Genomic DNA, 15,703 nt, shown 5'->3' on the forward strand with positions numbered 1-15,703 from the left:
TTCCCCGGGCGAACCGTTCGCTGGCCACGCGCCGGCGGACAGGGCAGGCTCGGCCAAAACGAGGGGAGGGGACCATGGCCGACATCGCGCGCCGCGCCTTGGGCGGGCTTTTTCTGGCTGCACCGGCCTTGGCACAGCCCGCTCGCCCGATCGTGATCATCGTGCCTTTCCCGCCCGGCGGGTCCACCGACGTCACCGCCAGGTTGCTCGCCGAGCGCATGGCGCCGCTGCTCGGACAGCCCGTGCTGACCGAGAACAGGCCCGGCGCGCAGACCATCATTGGGGCGGAATACGTGGCCCGCTCGGCACCCGATGCCCTGACGCTGCTGATGTCCTCGGGCACGACGCTCACCATCAACCCGCTGATCGGTCGCAACCTGCCGTACCGGGTCGAGGACTTCGCCCCGGTCGCCCATGTTGCGACGCTGCCCTTCGCGATCGCGGTGCGCAACGGCCTGCCCTCCGGCATGGCGGAGTTCGTGGCGCATATCCGCGCCAATCCAGGACGTATCAACTGGGGCCATAATGGCCGCGGCAGTTTCAACCACATCGCCGGCGCGCTGATCGAGGAACGACTCGGCCTTCGCTGGCAGGATGTGCCCTATCGCGGCGACGCACCGCAGTTGAACGACGTTCTCGCCGGAACCCTCGACGCCATGCTGGTCGGCGGCGCCTCGGCGATTGCCGGGGAACGCACCGGCCGGGCGCGTATCGTGGCATGGACCGGCGAGCGGCGGCTGCCGAACCGGCCGACGGAACCCTGCTTCGAGGAAGCCTGGCCCGGAACGGTCGCGGTGACCTGGTTCGGCCTGCTCGCACCCGCCCGTTCGCCTGCGGCACAGATCGAGCGCCTCAATGCGGCCGCCGCGGCTGCGCTCGTCGACCCGCTTCTGCAGGACCGGCTGTTGGCGGAAGGCATTCTCTCCGCAGGCGGCAGCGTCGGTGAATTTTCGAATTTCCTCCAGCGCGAACGGGATCGCTGGGCACCCCTGCTGCGCCGCCTCGATATCCAGCTTGGCTGAACGGAGCAACCCATTCTGGCCTCGCTTTTCAAGGTCCAAGTAAGGTCCGAAATGGCCGTTTTAATCGGTGCGGCATCGTCTCGGTCCGAAAGTCAAACGTATAACGAAATCGGAGCCACCAGCGGTAGTTGATAGGTCTGTCAATTCTACTTGAGGTAACGTGGATGGGCTCGCCGCATTAAGCGGGCATCGCGCACCCCTACAGTGCGGGATAACCCAATTCCGCAGCCCCTCAACGGAGTATGAATTATGACATGCATAACCAAGCCGGCGCCACTCTTCCCCACTGCGGAGGGTTCGCCTCGCAGTTCCGGCACTCGTGCGCTTCGCACCCACTATGACACGCTCGAGATCACCATCGACGAGGCCGCCAGGACCCACTGGTGCCATATGCGCCCCTACGGACGCCCGTGCTTCACGGCGGAGCTCCTGCGCGACTGCGCCGAGGTGCACCGTTCACTTCGGACCATGTTCGAGCTTGACGCACCGGTTCAGTACCACGTCCTGGCCTCGCGCACGGCCGGCGTGTTCAACCTGGGCGGCGACCTGGTGCATTTCGCCGAGAGCATCCGGGCCGGCAATCGCGCCGCCCTGCGCCGCTACGGCGAAGCCTGCATCCGCATCGCCTATGACAACTACATCGCCTGCGACCTGCCGATGATCACCATCGCGCTGATCCAGGGCGACGCGCTCGGCGGCGGCTTCGAGTCCGCTCTCGCCCACGACCTGATCGTGGCCGAACGCCACGCGAAGTTCGGCCTGCCCGAGATCCTGTTCAACCTCTTCCCCGGCATGGGGGCGACGAGCTTCCTCAACCGCAAGATCGGCCCGGTTGCCGCCGAGCGACTGATCATGAGCGGTCGACTGTATACCGCCGAGGAGCTGCACGCGATGGGCGTCGTCGACGTGCTGGCCGAGGATGGCGAAGGCGAGGTCGCGGTGCGGCGTCTGATTGCGGAACAGGGCCGGAAGCACAATGCGCATCTCGCGATCTATCGTGCCCGCCGTCGCGCCAATCCGGTCACCTATGCCGAATTGTCCGACATCGTCGACATCTGGATCGATGCCGCCCTCGGGGTGAGCGAGCACGACCTGCGCAAGATGCAGCGCCTGGCCATGGCGCAGGATCGCCGCGTCCAGGCCCTGCCGCCGCAGGCTTACGGGCTGGCCGCAGAGTGAGAGGTATACGCAAGGCCGGCCCAACTTACGGGCCGGCCCGCGAGGGTCACGCCGTATTGCCGTGCCGTTCGCCACCCTTGGTGTCGGGCAGGGACTGCCGCACCCGCTCGATCTCCGTCCGGATGCGGGCGGCGAGCGCCGGCGTCGCGTGGGCAGCCGTGAACTCCTCGGGCGGCAGCGATTCGGCGGCCTGGCAGCTCTCCTCGACCGCGCGCGCGCCGAGGTTCGCGGCGATGCTCCGGATGCCGTGCGCCGCGGCGCGGAAGGCCAGGATGTCGCGCGCGGCGGCGGCGGCGACCATGCCGTCGAGCTGCGCGAGCGCATCGGTGAGGAAATCCTCGGCGAGTTCCGCCACGAACTCGGCGCCGCCCAGATCCAGCAGCCGCCCGATCACCTGGGGATCGAGTGCGGCCCCGCCGCCGCCGGCGCGATAGCGCGGATGCTCGCTGATCGCGGCAACCTTCACGGTCTCCGGCGTGCTCGCGGGGCGGTCGGACGAGGCCTCGGCCTGGGCCGATAGGCGATCGACCAGCTCCAGCAGGATGCGCGGTTCCACCGGCTTGAGCAGGAACGCGTCAAACCCGGCCTCCAGGCAGCGCTGCGGCGCATCCGAGGTCGCATCCGCGGTCAATGCGACGATCGGCACCGGCCGGCGCCCGAGTGCCGCAAACCGGTGCAGCTTCACCACCTCCACCCCGCCCATGCCCGGCATGTTAAGGTCCATCAGCACGCAATCGACGCCGCTGCCCTCGAGAATGTCCAGCGCCTCCTCGCCATTGGTCGCAAGCAGCACGCGGTGCCCCGCGCGTTCGAGGATGGTGCCGAGCACGCGGCGGTTCATCTGGTTGTCGTCGACCACGAGCACGCGGCGGGGTGCGGCGCTGAGCGGGATCGGCTGGCGCGCGTCCGGCGCCTGGGCGGGGCCGAGTGCCGCGAACAGCGCGGCCCGCAATTCGCGATCATCGGCTTCGGCCGAGACCCGGACGCGGCAGAGGCGCCGGATCAGCACGGGCGGCAGGCCGGGCGGCGCCTCGTGCGTCGCGAGGATGACGGGCAGGGAGTGCGGCGCGCGGAAGCCCGGCGGCGGGCCCGCGCCCACGATGAGCAGCGCGCGCCGTTCCTGTAGCGGCAGGCGGCGAAGCTCGGCCATCACCGCCTCGGTGGTGTCGCAGGCCTGGATCCGGTGCCCGGCCGCCCCCAGGCGCTCCGCGAGCGCCGTGCCATCACTGCCGCGCATGGTCATCATCAGCAGCGTCGCCGGGCCGGGGTCGAGCGCATCGGTGGCGCTCGCGCCGCCGTCGAACTCGAACCAGAAGGTGCTGCCTTCGCCCGGGCGGCTCTGCACGCCAATGTCTCCACCCATGGCGAGCACGAGGCGCCGACAGATGGCGAGGCCCAGGCCGGTGCCGCCGTAGCGATGCAGCGTGTCCGGATCCGCCTGGGCGAAGCTCTCGAAGATGCGCGACTGTGCCTCGAGCGGAATGCCGATGCCGGTGTCGGATACCTCGAAGCGGAGCCGGTGGCCGCCAGCCTCCAGTGGCACCGCGTCGACCGCGATGACGACACCGCCGAACTCGGTGAATTTCAACGCGTTGGCACCGAGGTTGAGGAGGATGCCGGTAAGATGGCGCGGATCCGCCTGGATCCGCAGCGGCACGCGCGGGGTCAGGTGGAAGGAGAGCTCGATGCCCTTCTCGGCGGCCTGGCTTGCCAGCAGGCGGTCCACCTCGCCCAGCAGGTGTTCGAGCTCCACCGCCTCGACCTGGACGGGCGTCGCGCCGGCCTCGATGCTGGCGAAGTCGAGGATCCCCTCGATCTGGGCGAGCAGGGAGCGCGCCGCGCCGTCAACCGTGCGCACCATGTCGCGCTGCTCATGGTCGAGCGTCGTGGTGCGCAGCATGGTGCCCATGCCGATGATGGCGTTGAGCGGGGTGCGCAGCTCATGGCTGACGCCGGCGAGGAAGATGCTCTTCGCGGCATTGGCCGCCTCCGCCTCGCGCCGCGCGCTCGATAGTTTCTTGATCAGCGTCGCCGCATAGAGCGGCACGGCGACGATGCCGAGGAGAAGGCCGGTGGCCAGGTGGGTCTGGCCCTGCCAGAACGGCGTGAGCAGTATCACGGCAGAGAAACAGGCACCGCTCAGCGCCATCGCGCCATAGAGCCAGGCCACACCGAAGCGGAAGCCGTTGCCCAGCGTCGCCCAGAGATAGATCGGCCACAGGATCGCGGCGTGCTCGCCACCGGCGTAGAGCGTCAGCGACAGGAACCCCACATCGGTCAGCAGGGCGGCTCCGCGGCGAACGCCATTCGGCTCCGGGTAGGCCCGGATGTGGATGAAGAACGCCACGGACAGCGCCACGTAGAACAAGGTCTGCTCGATCGCGACCGAGCCCGCCGGCATCACCAGCAGCATGTAGCCGCCGACGACGAAGCAGAAGGCGATGCGGTTGAGCGCCATCTCCCCCTCGCTGCCGGATTGGTCGACGGCGATATCGTGGGCAGGTCGCCATGGCAGGTTGCGCAGCCAGGCGAGCACGGTCATTTCGCTGCGGCCGAGACCGCCTGGGCATAGGGTGCGGCGTTCGGGTGATTGGCGATGAGGGCGGCTAGGGCCTTGGGCGTCATCGGCCGGCCGATATGGTAGCCCTGGACGATATCGCACCCGAGCGCGGCCAGCTCGCGCATTTGGGCTTCGGTCTCGACGCCCTCGGCCGCGATCTCGAGCCGCAGGTTGCGACCAAGGGTGACGATGGCTGCGATGATGGCGGCATCCGCATTGGCCGGCTTCAGTCCTTCGACGAAGGACCGATCGATCTTGAGCCGATCCAGCGGCAAATGCTTGACGTAGGAGAGCGCCGAATAGCCGGTGCCGAAATCATCGACCGAGATGGTGAGCCCGATGTCACGCAGCTGTGCCAGAACGCGCGACACCTCCTCCGCGTCGCGGATGACCGCGCTCTCGGTCACCTCCAGATCAAGGCAGCGCGGGTCTAGCCCGGTTTCCGCCAGCGTCGCCTGCACCAGCCGGATCAGATCGACCCCGCGCAACTGCAACGGCGAGATATTGACCGCGACTCGGAAGCACGGGGCGCCGGGCGGGTTCCACAGGGCCGCCTGGCGGCAGGCCTCGGCGAGGACCCAGGCGCCGAGCGGCCGGATCAGGCCTGTCTCCTCCGCCAAGGGCAGGAAATCGCGGGGCTCGATGAGGTTGCCATCGGGTTGGCGCCAGCGCACCAGCGCCTCGACGCCGTTGATGCGGCCCGTGTGCAGCGACAGTTGCGGCTGGTAGAGAAGCACGAATTCGCCGCGCGAGAGACCACTGCGGATATCGGCTTCCAGCACCATCAGCCGGCGCGCCAGCACGTCCATGCCGGCGTCGAAGAAGCGATAGGCGCCGGTCCGGTCCGCCTTGGCCTGGTACATCGCGAGATCGGCCCGGCGCAGCAGTTCCTCGGCCGAGACGCCATCCTGCGGCGACAGCGCGATGCCGATGGAGGAGCCGACCACAACCTCGCGCCCCTCGATCAGGAAGGGGCGGGACACGGTCTCCGCCACGCGTTCGGCCAGCTGGGCGGCTTCCTCGGGCCCGGCGATGTCGGCCTGCACGATCGCGAACTCGTCGCCACCCAGGCGCGCGACCACATCGCCCTCCCGCACCACGGCGAGCAGTCGCCGGGCGATGGCGCGCAGCACGCCGTCGCCGACCTGGTGGCCAAAGACGTCGTTGACGGTCTTGAAGCGGTCGAGATCGATGAAGTGCAGGGCCAGGCGCTGGTCATCGGCTCGGGCGCGCGTTCGCGGCAGCCGTTCTGTCAATGAGAAGCGGTTCGGCAGGTCGGTCAGGCTGTCATGGTGGGCGAGATGGCGCAGCCTGTTCTCTGCGGCCTTGCGCTCGGTGATGTCGACCGAGGAGGTGAGCACCGCCACCACGTCGCCGGCCGCGTCGCGAAGCGGCGCCTTGGCCGTGAGGAAGACGCGGGTACGCCCTTCGCGATCGGGGAATTCCTCCTCGTGATTCGCGACGGCGGTGCCGTACTGGAACACCAGGCGGTCCGCATCCGCCGAGCGCGGCCCGCGTTCCCCGAGCAGGAGCGCCATGTCGTGGCCGATGATGTCGCCTGGCGCATGGCCGAGGCTGGCGGCCAGATGGGCGTTGGCGAAGACGCAGCGCCCATCCGGCCCGGTCGCGCTGATCAGAGCGGGCAGGGTGTCGATCACCTGGGCAAGCGCCTCGCGGCTGTCATGGAGGAGGCGCTGGCGCGAGCGCTCGCTGTCGGCGAGTTCCCGCTCGAGCGCCTTGGCCTGGTTCCGCAGGATCTTGCGGTGCAGGTTGAGCGCAATGAGGTTGCGGATGCGGGCGCCGAACTCGGCATGGTCGACGGGGCTGAGCAGGAAGTCCGTGGCGCCCGCATCGAGCGCGTCGAGCCGGAAGCGACGATCATTATAGGCGGTGATCACCACGATGGGCACGTCGATGCCATGCGGCATGGCACGCACGCTGCGCGTGAACTCGGCGCCATCCATGCCCGGCATGCGGTAATCGGTTATGATGACGTCGGGTTGATGAGCGCCGAGCCAATCAAACGCCGATTGTGGATCACCGAAAGAATCGATCCTGGCGCCCGGCGACACGGTCTCCGCGAGCTTCGCGTAGACGCGCCGGTTGATGTCCTGATCATCAAGGATCAGGAGGGATGGAATGTGCGCCTCCAAAACCGCGATTACCTGCCCATTTGCTGAAGCCCAGCTATTACTAGCATGAGTTTCGCGTTTACAAGCTTCGCATGTCGATTGGGTTACCGTTCGGCGGTAAGCGGTGCATCATTCTCCTGCGAGGCGCGCCGCCATCATGGGCGCGCCGAGCCGCATCAGCCCCGCCACGTCAGGCGCCCGGTCGAGCATCAGGATGGCGTCCGCGAGCTGGCGGGTGCGGTCCGGGCCGAGCACCGCCTCGCACAGGGCAGTGAATTTCTGCCGCAGTTCGTCCTCGGTCAGGAAGTTGCCGGGCTCGCCCTTGGGCACCACGACCTTGCGGGTGAAAACCGCGCCACGTGCTCGCACCGTCAGCTTGCCCGACATGTTGGTCGGGAACTCCGCCTCGATCTCGGGGTCCTGTTCGCAGGCGATCTTCGGCATCAGCGCGCGCAGGTCCGCGTCGTTCATCCAGCCGTAGCTGTCCCAGCCGAAATGGCCCCGCGCCAGCGCACAGGCGATCACGAATGGGCCGCTAAACTGCCCATCGACCACGTTCTGCGGGTTCTGCTTGTAGGCGAGAGGCTGGCCCACCAGCAGCATGCCCTTGGCGGGCAGACCCAGGCTGACGCTGTCGATCTCCTCGGCCTTGAGGCCTTGTTCGGCACGGATGGCGAGCGCCGCGTCGACACCGGCATGGCCATAGCGGCAGGAGGGATAGGGCTTCACGGCCGTGTTCATCAGCTCCCACTCGACGCCAAGCCCCTGCAGCGCACGGACCGGCACCGGATTCGGAGCGTATGCGCGCAGGAAGCCGGCCTTTCCCTCGAGCGACTCGCCGGCACCGCGAAAGCCTTCGCGCGCCAGCTGCGCCGCGGCGAGGCCGCCCATCGCCGCCCAGCCGACCTGGAAGCGCTTGGTCCAGGCGCCATTGTTGAGGAATTGCAGGCTGCCGGCGGATTGGCTGAGCGCCACGCCGAACGCGTCCTCGATCTGCGCCGCGTTCAGGCCGAACACCCGGCTGGCGGCGGCCGCGGCGCCGAACACGCCGCAGGTGGCGGTCGGATGATAGCCGCGGTCGTAGTGGTCGCCCGCCGGCAGCGCCACGGCAAGGCGGCAGGTTACCTCATACCCGGCGACGATGGCGGCCAGCACGGTCTTGCCATCGGCACCCATCATCTCGGCCGCGGCGAGTGCGGCGGGAATCACCGGGGCCCCGGGATGCAGGCTGCCCGCGGCATGGGTGTCGTCGAAGTCGAGGCTGTGGGCGAGGGCGCCGTTGAGCAGCGCCGCGCCGGCCGGCGTATATCGCGTCGCGTCGCCGAACACCGCGGCACCGCCGGCAGCGAGCCCGAGCGCGCGCACCATGCCCAGCAGGGGTGCGGTGCTCTCCGCGTCATGCCGCCCGCGCACGATGTTGCCGACCAGGTCGAGCAACAGCGCGCGCGTGCGGTTGCGGACGGCCTCGGGCAAGGCATCATGCTGGATGGCGGCGCTGAACGCGGCGAGCTCGCGGGTGACGGCGGCCATGATTATTTCCTCCTGAAGGCTGCAACAGTTTTGTCCCGGTTGTGTCGCGACGCAAGGCGGCTTGCCGGGAAGCACCCTTGCGTGGCAGGGGAGGGCGCATGGGCACCAGGCGGCATCTCATCTTCTCCACCGGCGCATTGCTGTCGGGGTGCGCCGCAAGCGGGTCCCCCGCGCCGACGCCGATTGCCGCTCCGGTCATGGCCGAGCCGGTCCAGGATGGTCCGCAGCCATCCATCCCCTTCGACCGCTTCCTCGACGGGCTGCGTGCCGATGCGCGGCGTGCGGGCGTGCGCGAGGCGACGCTGAACCGCGCGCTCGGCCAGGTGCGGCCGCTGCAGCGCGTGATCGAGCTCGACCGCCGCCAGGCGGAGACGGTGCTTTCCTGGGAGGAGTACCGCGACCGCATCGTCTCGCCGACACGCATCCAGGCCGGGCAGCGGCACTATGCCGAGAACCGGGAATTGCTGCAGCGGATCGGGGCGCGTTACCGCGTCTCGCCGCGCGTCGTCGTGGCGATCTGGGGCATGGAGACGAATTACGGCGGCAATACCGGCGGCTTCGGCGTGGTCGAAAGCCTCGCCACCCTCGCCTGGGAAGGCCGCCGCGCGAGCTACTTCCGGGGCGAGCTGCTCTCGGCGCTGCGCATCCTCGACGCCGGCCACGTCACGCCCGAACGGATGCGCGGCAGCTGGGCCGGCGCGATGGGCCAGCCGCAATTCATGCCCTCCAACTTCGAACGGCTGGCGGTGGATTTCGACGGCGATGGGCGCCGCGACATCTGGGACAGCCGGCCCGACGCCCTGGCCTCCATCGCCAACTACTTCGCCCATTTCGGGTGGCGCGAAGGCGAGGACTGGGGCATCGCTGCGCGCGCGCCCACCGGCTTCGACCCCGGCAGCGCCGATCCCAACGCGCGCCGCGCGCTCCGGGACTGGGCCCGCGCCGGCTGGCGTCGCGCCGATGGCGGCGCCCTGCCGCAGACCGACGCCGAAGCCGGGATCGTGGTGCCGAACCGCTCGACGTCGGGCGAGGTGTATCTGGGGCTCACCAATTTCCGGGTGATCCGCCGCTACAACCCCCCGGTGAACTATGCGCTCGCCGTCGGCCTGCTGTCGGAGCGGGTTGCTTGAGGCATTTCGCCTGGCTGTTTCTCCTGGTGCTTACCGGCTGCTTCGGGCCGACGCCGCAGCCGCGCTACCTGGTGGGCGAGCCCTATCGGCTTGGCGGCGTCTGGTCCTATCCGCGGGAGAGCTTCGCCCTCTCCGAGACCGGGATTGGCCAGGCCCTCGCCGACCGCACGGCGCGCCTCACCGCCAATGGCGAACGCTGGGATGCGCGCCTGCCGATGGCCGCCCACCGGACCTTGCAGCTGCCTGCCGTGCTGCGCGTCCAGAACCTCGAGAACGGCCGCGCCATGCTGGTGCGCGTGAACGACCGCGGGCCGGAGCGCGCCGGGCGGATCCTGGGCCTGTCGGCGCAATCGGCCGCCTTGCTCGGCATCGCCGAGGGCGGCACCGCGCAGCTCCGCATCACGGTCGAGGCGGAAATGTCCCGGGCGCTCGCGAACCGGACCGCCGGGCGCCAGGTGGAAGCGCTTCCGGTCGAGGCGGCGCCGCGTGCCAGCGTGAGTTCCGAAAGCCTCGCCCCGCCACCCGGCGCGCGCGACGCGGGTGGTTCCGCCATCCGCCCGGTCGCAGCGCTGGCGAGCGAGGCCGTGAGTGGCTTTGCCGAGGTGACGATTCCGAGTGCGGTCACCCAGGGATCGCCGCAGCCGGGGGTGCTGGTGATCGAGGCCGGCACCTTCTCCCGCGCCGATGCCGCGAACCTGCAACTGGCCCGGCTGCGCCCCCTCGGCGCCAGCATCGAACAGCGTGGCCGCGGTACCAGTGCGACCTACCGGGTGCGGATCGGCCCGGTCGCGGCCCTCGCCGAGGCCGATCGAGTGCTTGAGCGGGTGCTGTCTTCGGGCGTATCCGAGGCTGCCATCCGCGTCGAGTGACCCACCGCGCGAGTCGCGCATGAGGGAGGCCATCATGGCCGAGGTATCGCTGTTCGCCAGACTGTCCCGCCGCCTGCTGCTCGCCGGTGGCAGCGCCGTGGCGCTGATCCCTGGCGGCGCCTTGGCCCAGGCGCGCCCGCAGCAGCCCCGCCGCGCGCCGGCGGCGGCGGCGCCTGCCGGTTCGCCGGCACAGAGCCCGCTCGGCCCGATGGACACGCTGGCCCGCCAAGCGCTGCTGATCGATGCCGATACCGGCGCGGTGCTGCTCGAGAAGAGCGCCGATGAGCGGATGCCGCCTTCGTCGATGTCCAAGCTGATGACGATGTATGTGGTATTCGAGCAGCTCAAAGCCGGGCGGCTGCAGCTGACCCAGGAATTCCCCGTCTCCGAACGCGCCTGGCGCATGGGCGGGTCCAAGATGTTCGTCCAGCTCGGCACCTCGATCCCGGTCGAGGCGTTGATGCGCGGCGTCATCGTGCAATCGGGCAACGACGCCTGCATCGTGCTCGCCGAGGGGATTTCGGGTTCCGAACAGCAATTCGCCGAGTTGATGAACACTGCGGGCCAGCGGATCGGCCTGCGCAATTCGAACTTCCGCAACGCGACCGGCTGGCCCGATCCGGAACACCGCATGAGCGCGCGCGACCTCACCATCCTCGCGCGGCGCATCATCGCCGATTTCCCCGAATACTATCGCTACTACAATGAGCGCAGCTTCCGCTGGCATGAGATCACGCAGGAAAACCGCAACCCGCTGCTGGCCCGCGTCGCCGGCGCCGATGGCCTCAAGACCGGCCATACGGAGGAGGCGGGCTATGGCCTTACCGGCAGCGTCAAGCGCGGCGAACGGCGGCTGATCCTGGTGATCAACGGCCTGCCCTCGATGCGGGCGCGCGCCGAGGAGAGCGAACGCCTGATGGAATGGGCGTTCCGCGAATTCGAGAATGTGGTGCTTTTCCGTGCCTCCGAGACCATCGAGGAGGTGCCGGTCTGGCTTGGCGAGCGGCCGACGGTGCCGCTGGTGGGTGGGCGCGACGTCGTGCTCAGCCTGCCGCGCAACTGGCGCTCGCGCCTGCAGGTGCGCCTGCGCTACGACGCGCCGCTGCCCGCGCCCGTCGCTCGCGGTCAGGAGATCGGGCGGATGGAGGTGGCGGGGCAGGGCGTGCCCGCGATGCAGGTGCCCTTGATCGCGGGCGCGGATGTCGGCCGGCTGAACCTGTTTTCCCGCGTGCCGGCCGTCCTCGGCCGCTGGGTCTTCGGTGCCTGAGGCGCGCGCGCGCTTCATCACGCTCGAGGGCGGGGACGGGGCCGGCAAGACCACCCAGGCGCGGCGCCTGGCCGAGGCGCTGAGTGCGGCCGGCCATCCCGTGCTGCGCACGCGCGAGCCGGGCGGGTCGCCGGGGGCGGAGCGGATCCGGCGGCTGCTGCTCGACGGCACCGGCTTCGAACCGGTGGCCGAGGCCATGCTGCATTTCGCCGCAAGGCGGGAGCATGTGGTGCGGACCATCTGGCCGGCACTGGCGGCCGGCATCACCGTCATCTGCGACCGCTTCGCCGATTCGACCCTGGCCTACCAGGGGGCGGGGCAGGGGCTGGACCGCACGGTGTGGTCGCTGCTGCGCGCGCTGGCGCTCGGTGACTTCGCGCCGGATCTGACGCTGGTGATGGATGTGCCGGTGAGCCTCGGCCATGCCCGCGCCATCCGGCGCGGCGTGGTCGACCGCTACGAAGAGCTGGAAGGCAGCTTCCACGACCGGGTCCGCGCGGCCTTCCTCGCCATCGCCGCCGCCGAGCCCGACCGCTGCGTGGTGATCGACGCCAGCTGCGACCCGGACACGGTCTTCGCCGCGGTCTGGGCGGCGGTGTCGACCCGAGGTGTGCGGCAACCGGCGCATCCGCTCCCCATATCGTCCTGATGCTGGACCCGCGGGCCAATCCCGAGCTGATCGGCCATGAAGACGCCGCCGCCGCCCTCGAACGCGCGGCGCGCGCCGACCGGCTGCACCATGCCTGGCTGATCGCCGGGCCCGAGGGGGTCGGCAAGGCAACGCTCGCCTATCGCTTCGCGCGTTTTCTTCTCGCCGGGCGGCCGGATGCGACACCACTTCTGCATGTTCCCGCCGAGAGCAGCGTCTTCCGCCGTATCGCCGCCGCCGCCCATGCCGACCTGCTGACGATCGAGGCCGGCACCCTGCAGGGCGACCGCAAGCGCAGCGACGTCATCAATGTCGACGCCGCGCGCCTGATCCCGGGCTTCTTCGCGCTGACCGCGGCCGAGGGCGGCTGGCGCGTGGTGGTGGTCGACGGCGCCGAGCTGATGAACCCCGCCGCGGCGAACGCGATACTGAAGGTGCTGGAAGAACCACCCCCCCGCGCGGTGCTGCTGCTGGTCTCCTCCACCCCCGGGCGCCTGCTTCCGACCATCCGCAGCCGCACCCGGCGCCTCGATCTGCATCCTCTTCCGGATGCGACGCTCCACCCGATCATCGCGGAATGGCTGCCGGGGATGGCGGAAGCCGAACGGCACGCGCTGGCACGGCTGTCCGGCGGGTCTCTGGGCCGTGCTCTCCAGCTCGCCGAAAGCGGTGGTCCCGCGGTGCACGCGATGGTCGAGGATGCGCTGCAGGCGCCGACACCCGTCCGCGTCATGCAGATCGCGGACCGGCTCGCTGCCGATCGTAACGGTGCCTCCTTCGGCCTGTTCTTCACGCTGCTGCGCCGAGGTCTGGCCGAGGCGAGTGCCGATGCCGCGCGTGGCACGACAGCGCCGGGCTGGGTGTCCGCGCGTCCGCTTGCCGATTGGGCGGGGCTATGGGATAGGCTCGGGCGCCTGGCGGAAGAGACGGAGCGGCTCAACCTGGACCGCAAGCAGGCCGTTCTCACCGGGCTTTCCTGGCTCCGCCCCGACAGCGCGTGACGCGAGGCTCCGCGCCACTCCGACAACTTGAGCAGGACCATCGATGCCGCGCCCGCCCATCTATCTGACCACGCCGATCTACTATGTGAATGACAGGCCGCATATCGGGCATGCCTATACCTCGCTTGCGACCGATGTCATGGCGCGGTTCTGCCGGCTCGACGGGGGCGAGGTCTTTTTCCTCACCGGCACCGACGAGCACGGCCAGAAGGTGGAAAAGGCAGCCCAGGATGCCGGCGAGGACCCGCAGGCCTTCACCGACCGGGTGAGCCAGAGTTTTCGGGACCTTGCGTCGCGGATGGGGTTCTCCAACGACGACTTCATCCGCACGACCGAGCCACGCCACAAGCGCGCCTGCACCGCCCTGTGGGAGAAGCTGGTCGCCAACGGCCAGATCTATCTCGGCCACTACGAGGGCTGGTACGCGGTGCGCGACGAGGCCTTCTACGGCCCGGACGAGCTGACCGAGCGTGACGGCCAGAAATTCGCCCCCAGCGGTGCCCCGGTGGAATGGGTGCGCGAGCCTTCTTACTTCTTCCGGCTGGGCGACTGGGCGGAAAAGCTGCTCGCCTTCTACGAAGCGCATCCCAATTTCATCGCGCCGGCGACGCGCAGGAACGAGGTGCTGAGTTTCGTGCGCTCCGGCCTGCAGGATCTCTCGATCAGCCGCACCAGCTTCACCTGGGGCGTGCCGGTGCCCGGCGACCCCGCGCATGTGATGTACGTCTGGCTGGACGCGCTGGCGAACTACATCACCGCGCTCGGCTACCCGGATCAGGAGGCACCGCTGTGGCGGTTCTGGCCGGCGGAAGTTCATTTCGTCGGCAAGGACATCCTGCGCTTCCACACCATCTACTGGCCCGCCTTCCTGATGGCCGCCGACCTGCCGCCGCCCAAGCGCGTCTTCGCGCATGGCTGGTGGACCAATGAGGGGCAGAAGATCAGCAAGTCGCTTGGCAATGTGATCGACCCGCTGGCGCTGATCGACGAATTCGGGCTCGACCCGCTGCGCTATTTCCTGCTGCGCGAGGTGCCGTTCGGAAATGACGGCGACTTCTCGCGCAATGCGCTGATCGCGCGGCTCAACGGTGAGCTGAATGATGGCTTGGGCAACCTCGCGCAACGGACGCTCACGCTCATCCAAAAGAACTGCGAGGGGCGCCTGCCGGCGCTGCCAGGCGAAGCGGGGGGCGCCGAGGGCGCGGCCTTCATCAACGTCACGATCGACCCGCTCGTCGCCGAGGTGCGCGCGCTGATCTCGGCGCAAAAATTCGATGCCGCGCTCGGCGTCATCTTCGCCGCGATTCGTGAAGCCAATGGTTATGTGACGCGCGAGCAGCCCTGGGCGCTGCGCAAGACCGACCTCGCGCGCATGGCCGCTGTGCTGCGCAACCTGCACACCGCGCTCCGCGTTTTCGCCACGATCCTGCAGCCCTTCATGCCCGGGACGATGGCGGCGCTGCTGGACCAGCTCGGCGTGCCCGCGGATCAGCGGGATCTCGCGTCGCTCGACACACTCCTGGCGGAGGGCACTGCCCTGCCGGCCCCATCCCCCATCTTCGCGAAGGCTGCGGTCGCCTGATGCTCGTCGATAGCCATTGCCACCTGGACTACTTCGCCGAGGCCGAGATCGACGCCGTGGTTGACCGTGCGCGTGGGGCAGGGGTGGGCACCCTGGTCACCATCGGCACCCGCTTTCATCAGGCCGCGACGGTGAAGGCCCTGGCCGAGCGCTTCCCCGACGTCTGGGGCACCATCGGCGTCCATCCGCACAATGCCGGCGAGGGCGAGATGCCGACGGTCGAGGCTCTGGTCGCCGAGGCCGCGCATCCGCGTATCATCGGCATCGGCGAAAGCGGGCTCGACTATTTCTATGACAAGGCGCCGCGCGACCTGCAGCAGGAAGGCTTCCGGCGCCACATCCGCGCGGCACGCCAGGCGGGGGTCCCGCTCGCGATCCATGCCCGCCAGGCCGATGAGGATATCGCCGACATCCTGGAGGCGGAGCACGCCCGCGGCGGCCCCTTCGACTTCCTGCTGCACTGCTTCTCCTCCGGACGGCAGCTTGCGAAGCGGGCGGTGGCGCTGGGCGGCTATGTCTCGCTCTCGGGGATCATCACCTTCCCGAAAAGCCAGGAGATCCGCGACATCGTCGCCGACCTTCCGGGCGACCGGCTGCTGGTGGAGACCGACAGCCCCTACCTCGCGCCCGTCCCGTTCCGCGGCAAGCGCTGCGAGCCGGCGATGGTGGCCCACACCGCCAAGGTGCTGGCGGAGGTGCGCGGCCTGAGCATCGCGGAAACCGAAGCGCTGACGACGGCCAATTTCCTGCGCCTCTTCACCAAGGTTTCGAATGCCGGCTGA

12 protein-coding genes are annotated in these 15,703 nt (G+C 69.3%); 9 read left to right on the forward strand and 3 right to left on the reverse strand.

Going from position 1 to position 15,703, the window contains the following annotated elements; genetic code table 11:
• Positions 1-74 precede the first annotated feature (74 nt).
• Together GXW79_RS01540 and GXW79_RS01545 are read left to right on the forward strand one after the other, a co-directional pair.
• Positions 75-1,022 carry a tripartite tricarboxylate transporter substrate binding protein gene (locus GXW79_RS01540; RefSeq protein WP_211872441.1) on the forward strand — a complete coding sequence of 316 codons (948 nt, stop codon included), beginning with the start codon at positions 75-77 and terminating at the stop codon, positions 1,020-1,022.
• A 249-nt stretch (positions 1,023-1,271) separates the two neighbouring features.
• Entirely contained in the window at positions 1,272-2,201 is a 930-nt protein-coding gene (locus tag GXW79_RS01545) for a crotonase/enoyl-CoA hydratase family protein (RefSeq protein WP_211872442.1), read from the forward strand.
• A gap of 46 nt (positions 2,202-2,247) precedes the next feature.
• Here the strand turns inward: GXW79_RS01545 and GXW79_RS01550 are convergent, their stop codons facing one another.
• From GXW79_RS01550 to GXW79_RS01560, 3 genes are all read right to left on the reverse strand, one after another.
• Positions 2,248-4,743: a hybrid sensor histidine kinase/response regulator gene (locus tag GXW79_RS01550; RefSeq protein WP_211872443.1), complete on the reverse strand. Its 2,496-nt coding sequence runs from the start codon at positions 4,741-4,743 to the stop codon at positions 2,248-2,250.
• Complete coding sequence (locus tag GXW79_RS01555) at positions 4,740-6,914, reverse strand: GGDEF/EAL domain-containing response regulator (protein WP_211872444.1); 2,175 nt, start codon at positions 6,912-6,914, stop codon at positions 4,740-4,742. Before GXW79_RS01555 ends, GXW79_RS01550 begins: the two co-directional genes overlap by 4 nt.
• 108 nt (positions 6,915-7,022) lie before the next feature.
• Positions 7,023-8,423 (reverse strand): MmgE/PrpD family protein, encoded by a 1,401-nt coding sequence (locus GXW79_RS01560; protein ID WP_211872445.1) that lies wholly within the window; start codon positions 8,421-8,423, stop codon positions 7,023-7,025.
• Positions 8,424-8,521: 98 nt separating this feature from the next.
• On the opposite strand from GXW79_RS01560, the gene GXW79_RS01565 reads away from it, so the two are divergent.
• Genes GXW79_RS01565 through GXW79_RS01595 form a run of 7 tightly spaced genes read left to right on the forward strand, consistent with a single transcriptional unit; the run spans position 8,522 to position 15,703 of the window.
• The gene (locus GXW79_RS01565) at positions 8,522-9,553 is read left to right on the forward strand and encodes a lytic murein transglycosylase (RefSeq protein ID WP_211872446.1); all 1,032 of its coding nucleotides are present in this window, start codon (positions 8,522-8,524) and stop codon (positions 9,551-9,553) included.
• Positions 9,550-10,422, forward strand: coding sequence for an RlpA-like double-psi beta-barrel domain-containing protein (locus GXW79_RS01570; RefSeq protein ID WP_211872447.1), 873 nt, complete (start codon positions 9,550-9,552; stop codon positions 10,420-10,422). Before GXW79_RS01565 ends, GXW79_RS01570 begins: the two co-directional genes overlap by 4 nt.
• A gap of 19 nt (positions 10,423-10,441) precedes the next feature.
• Positions 10,442-11,689, forward strand: a complete 1,248-nt coding sequence (locus GXW79_RS01575; RefSeq protein ID WP_246503603.1) for a D-alanyl-D-alanine carboxypeptidase family protein — start codon at positions 10,442-10,444, stop codon at positions 11,687-11,689.
• On the forward strand, positions 11,682-12,338 hold the full coding sequence (gene tmk, locus GXW79_RS01580) for a dTMP kinase (protein ID WP_211872448.1): 657 nt from the start codon (positions 11,682-11,684) through the stop codon (positions 12,336-12,338). Before GXW79_RS01575 ends, tmk begins: the two co-directional genes overlap by 8 nt.
• A complete protein-coding gene (locus tag GXW79_RS01585; RefSeq protein ID WP_211872449.1) occupies positions 12,338-13,339 on the forward strand; it encodes a DNA polymerase III subunit delta' in 1,002 nt (333 codons plus the stop codon). Before tmk ends, GXW79_RS01585 begins: the two co-directional genes overlap by 1 nt.
• A 43-nt stretch (positions 13,340-13,382) precedes the next feature.
• Entirely contained in the window at positions 13,383-14,921 is a 1,539-nt protein-coding gene (metG, locus tag GXW79_RS01590) for a methionine--tRNA ligase (RefSeq protein WP_211872450.1), read from the forward strand.
• The gene (locus GXW79_RS01595) at positions 14,921-15,703 is read left to right on the forward strand and encodes a TatD family hydrolase (RefSeq protein WP_211872451.1); all 783 of its coding nucleotides are present in this window, start codon (positions 14,921-14,923) and stop codon (positions 15,701-15,703) included. Before metG ends, GXW79_RS01595 begins: the two co-directional genes overlap by 1 nt.

The organism is Plastoroseomonas arctica (genome assembly GCF_018128965.1).
GTDB classification, from domain to species: domain Bacteria; phylum Pseudomonadota; class Alphaproteobacteria; order Acetobacterales; family Acetobacteraceae; genus Plastoroseomonas; species Plastoroseomonas arctica.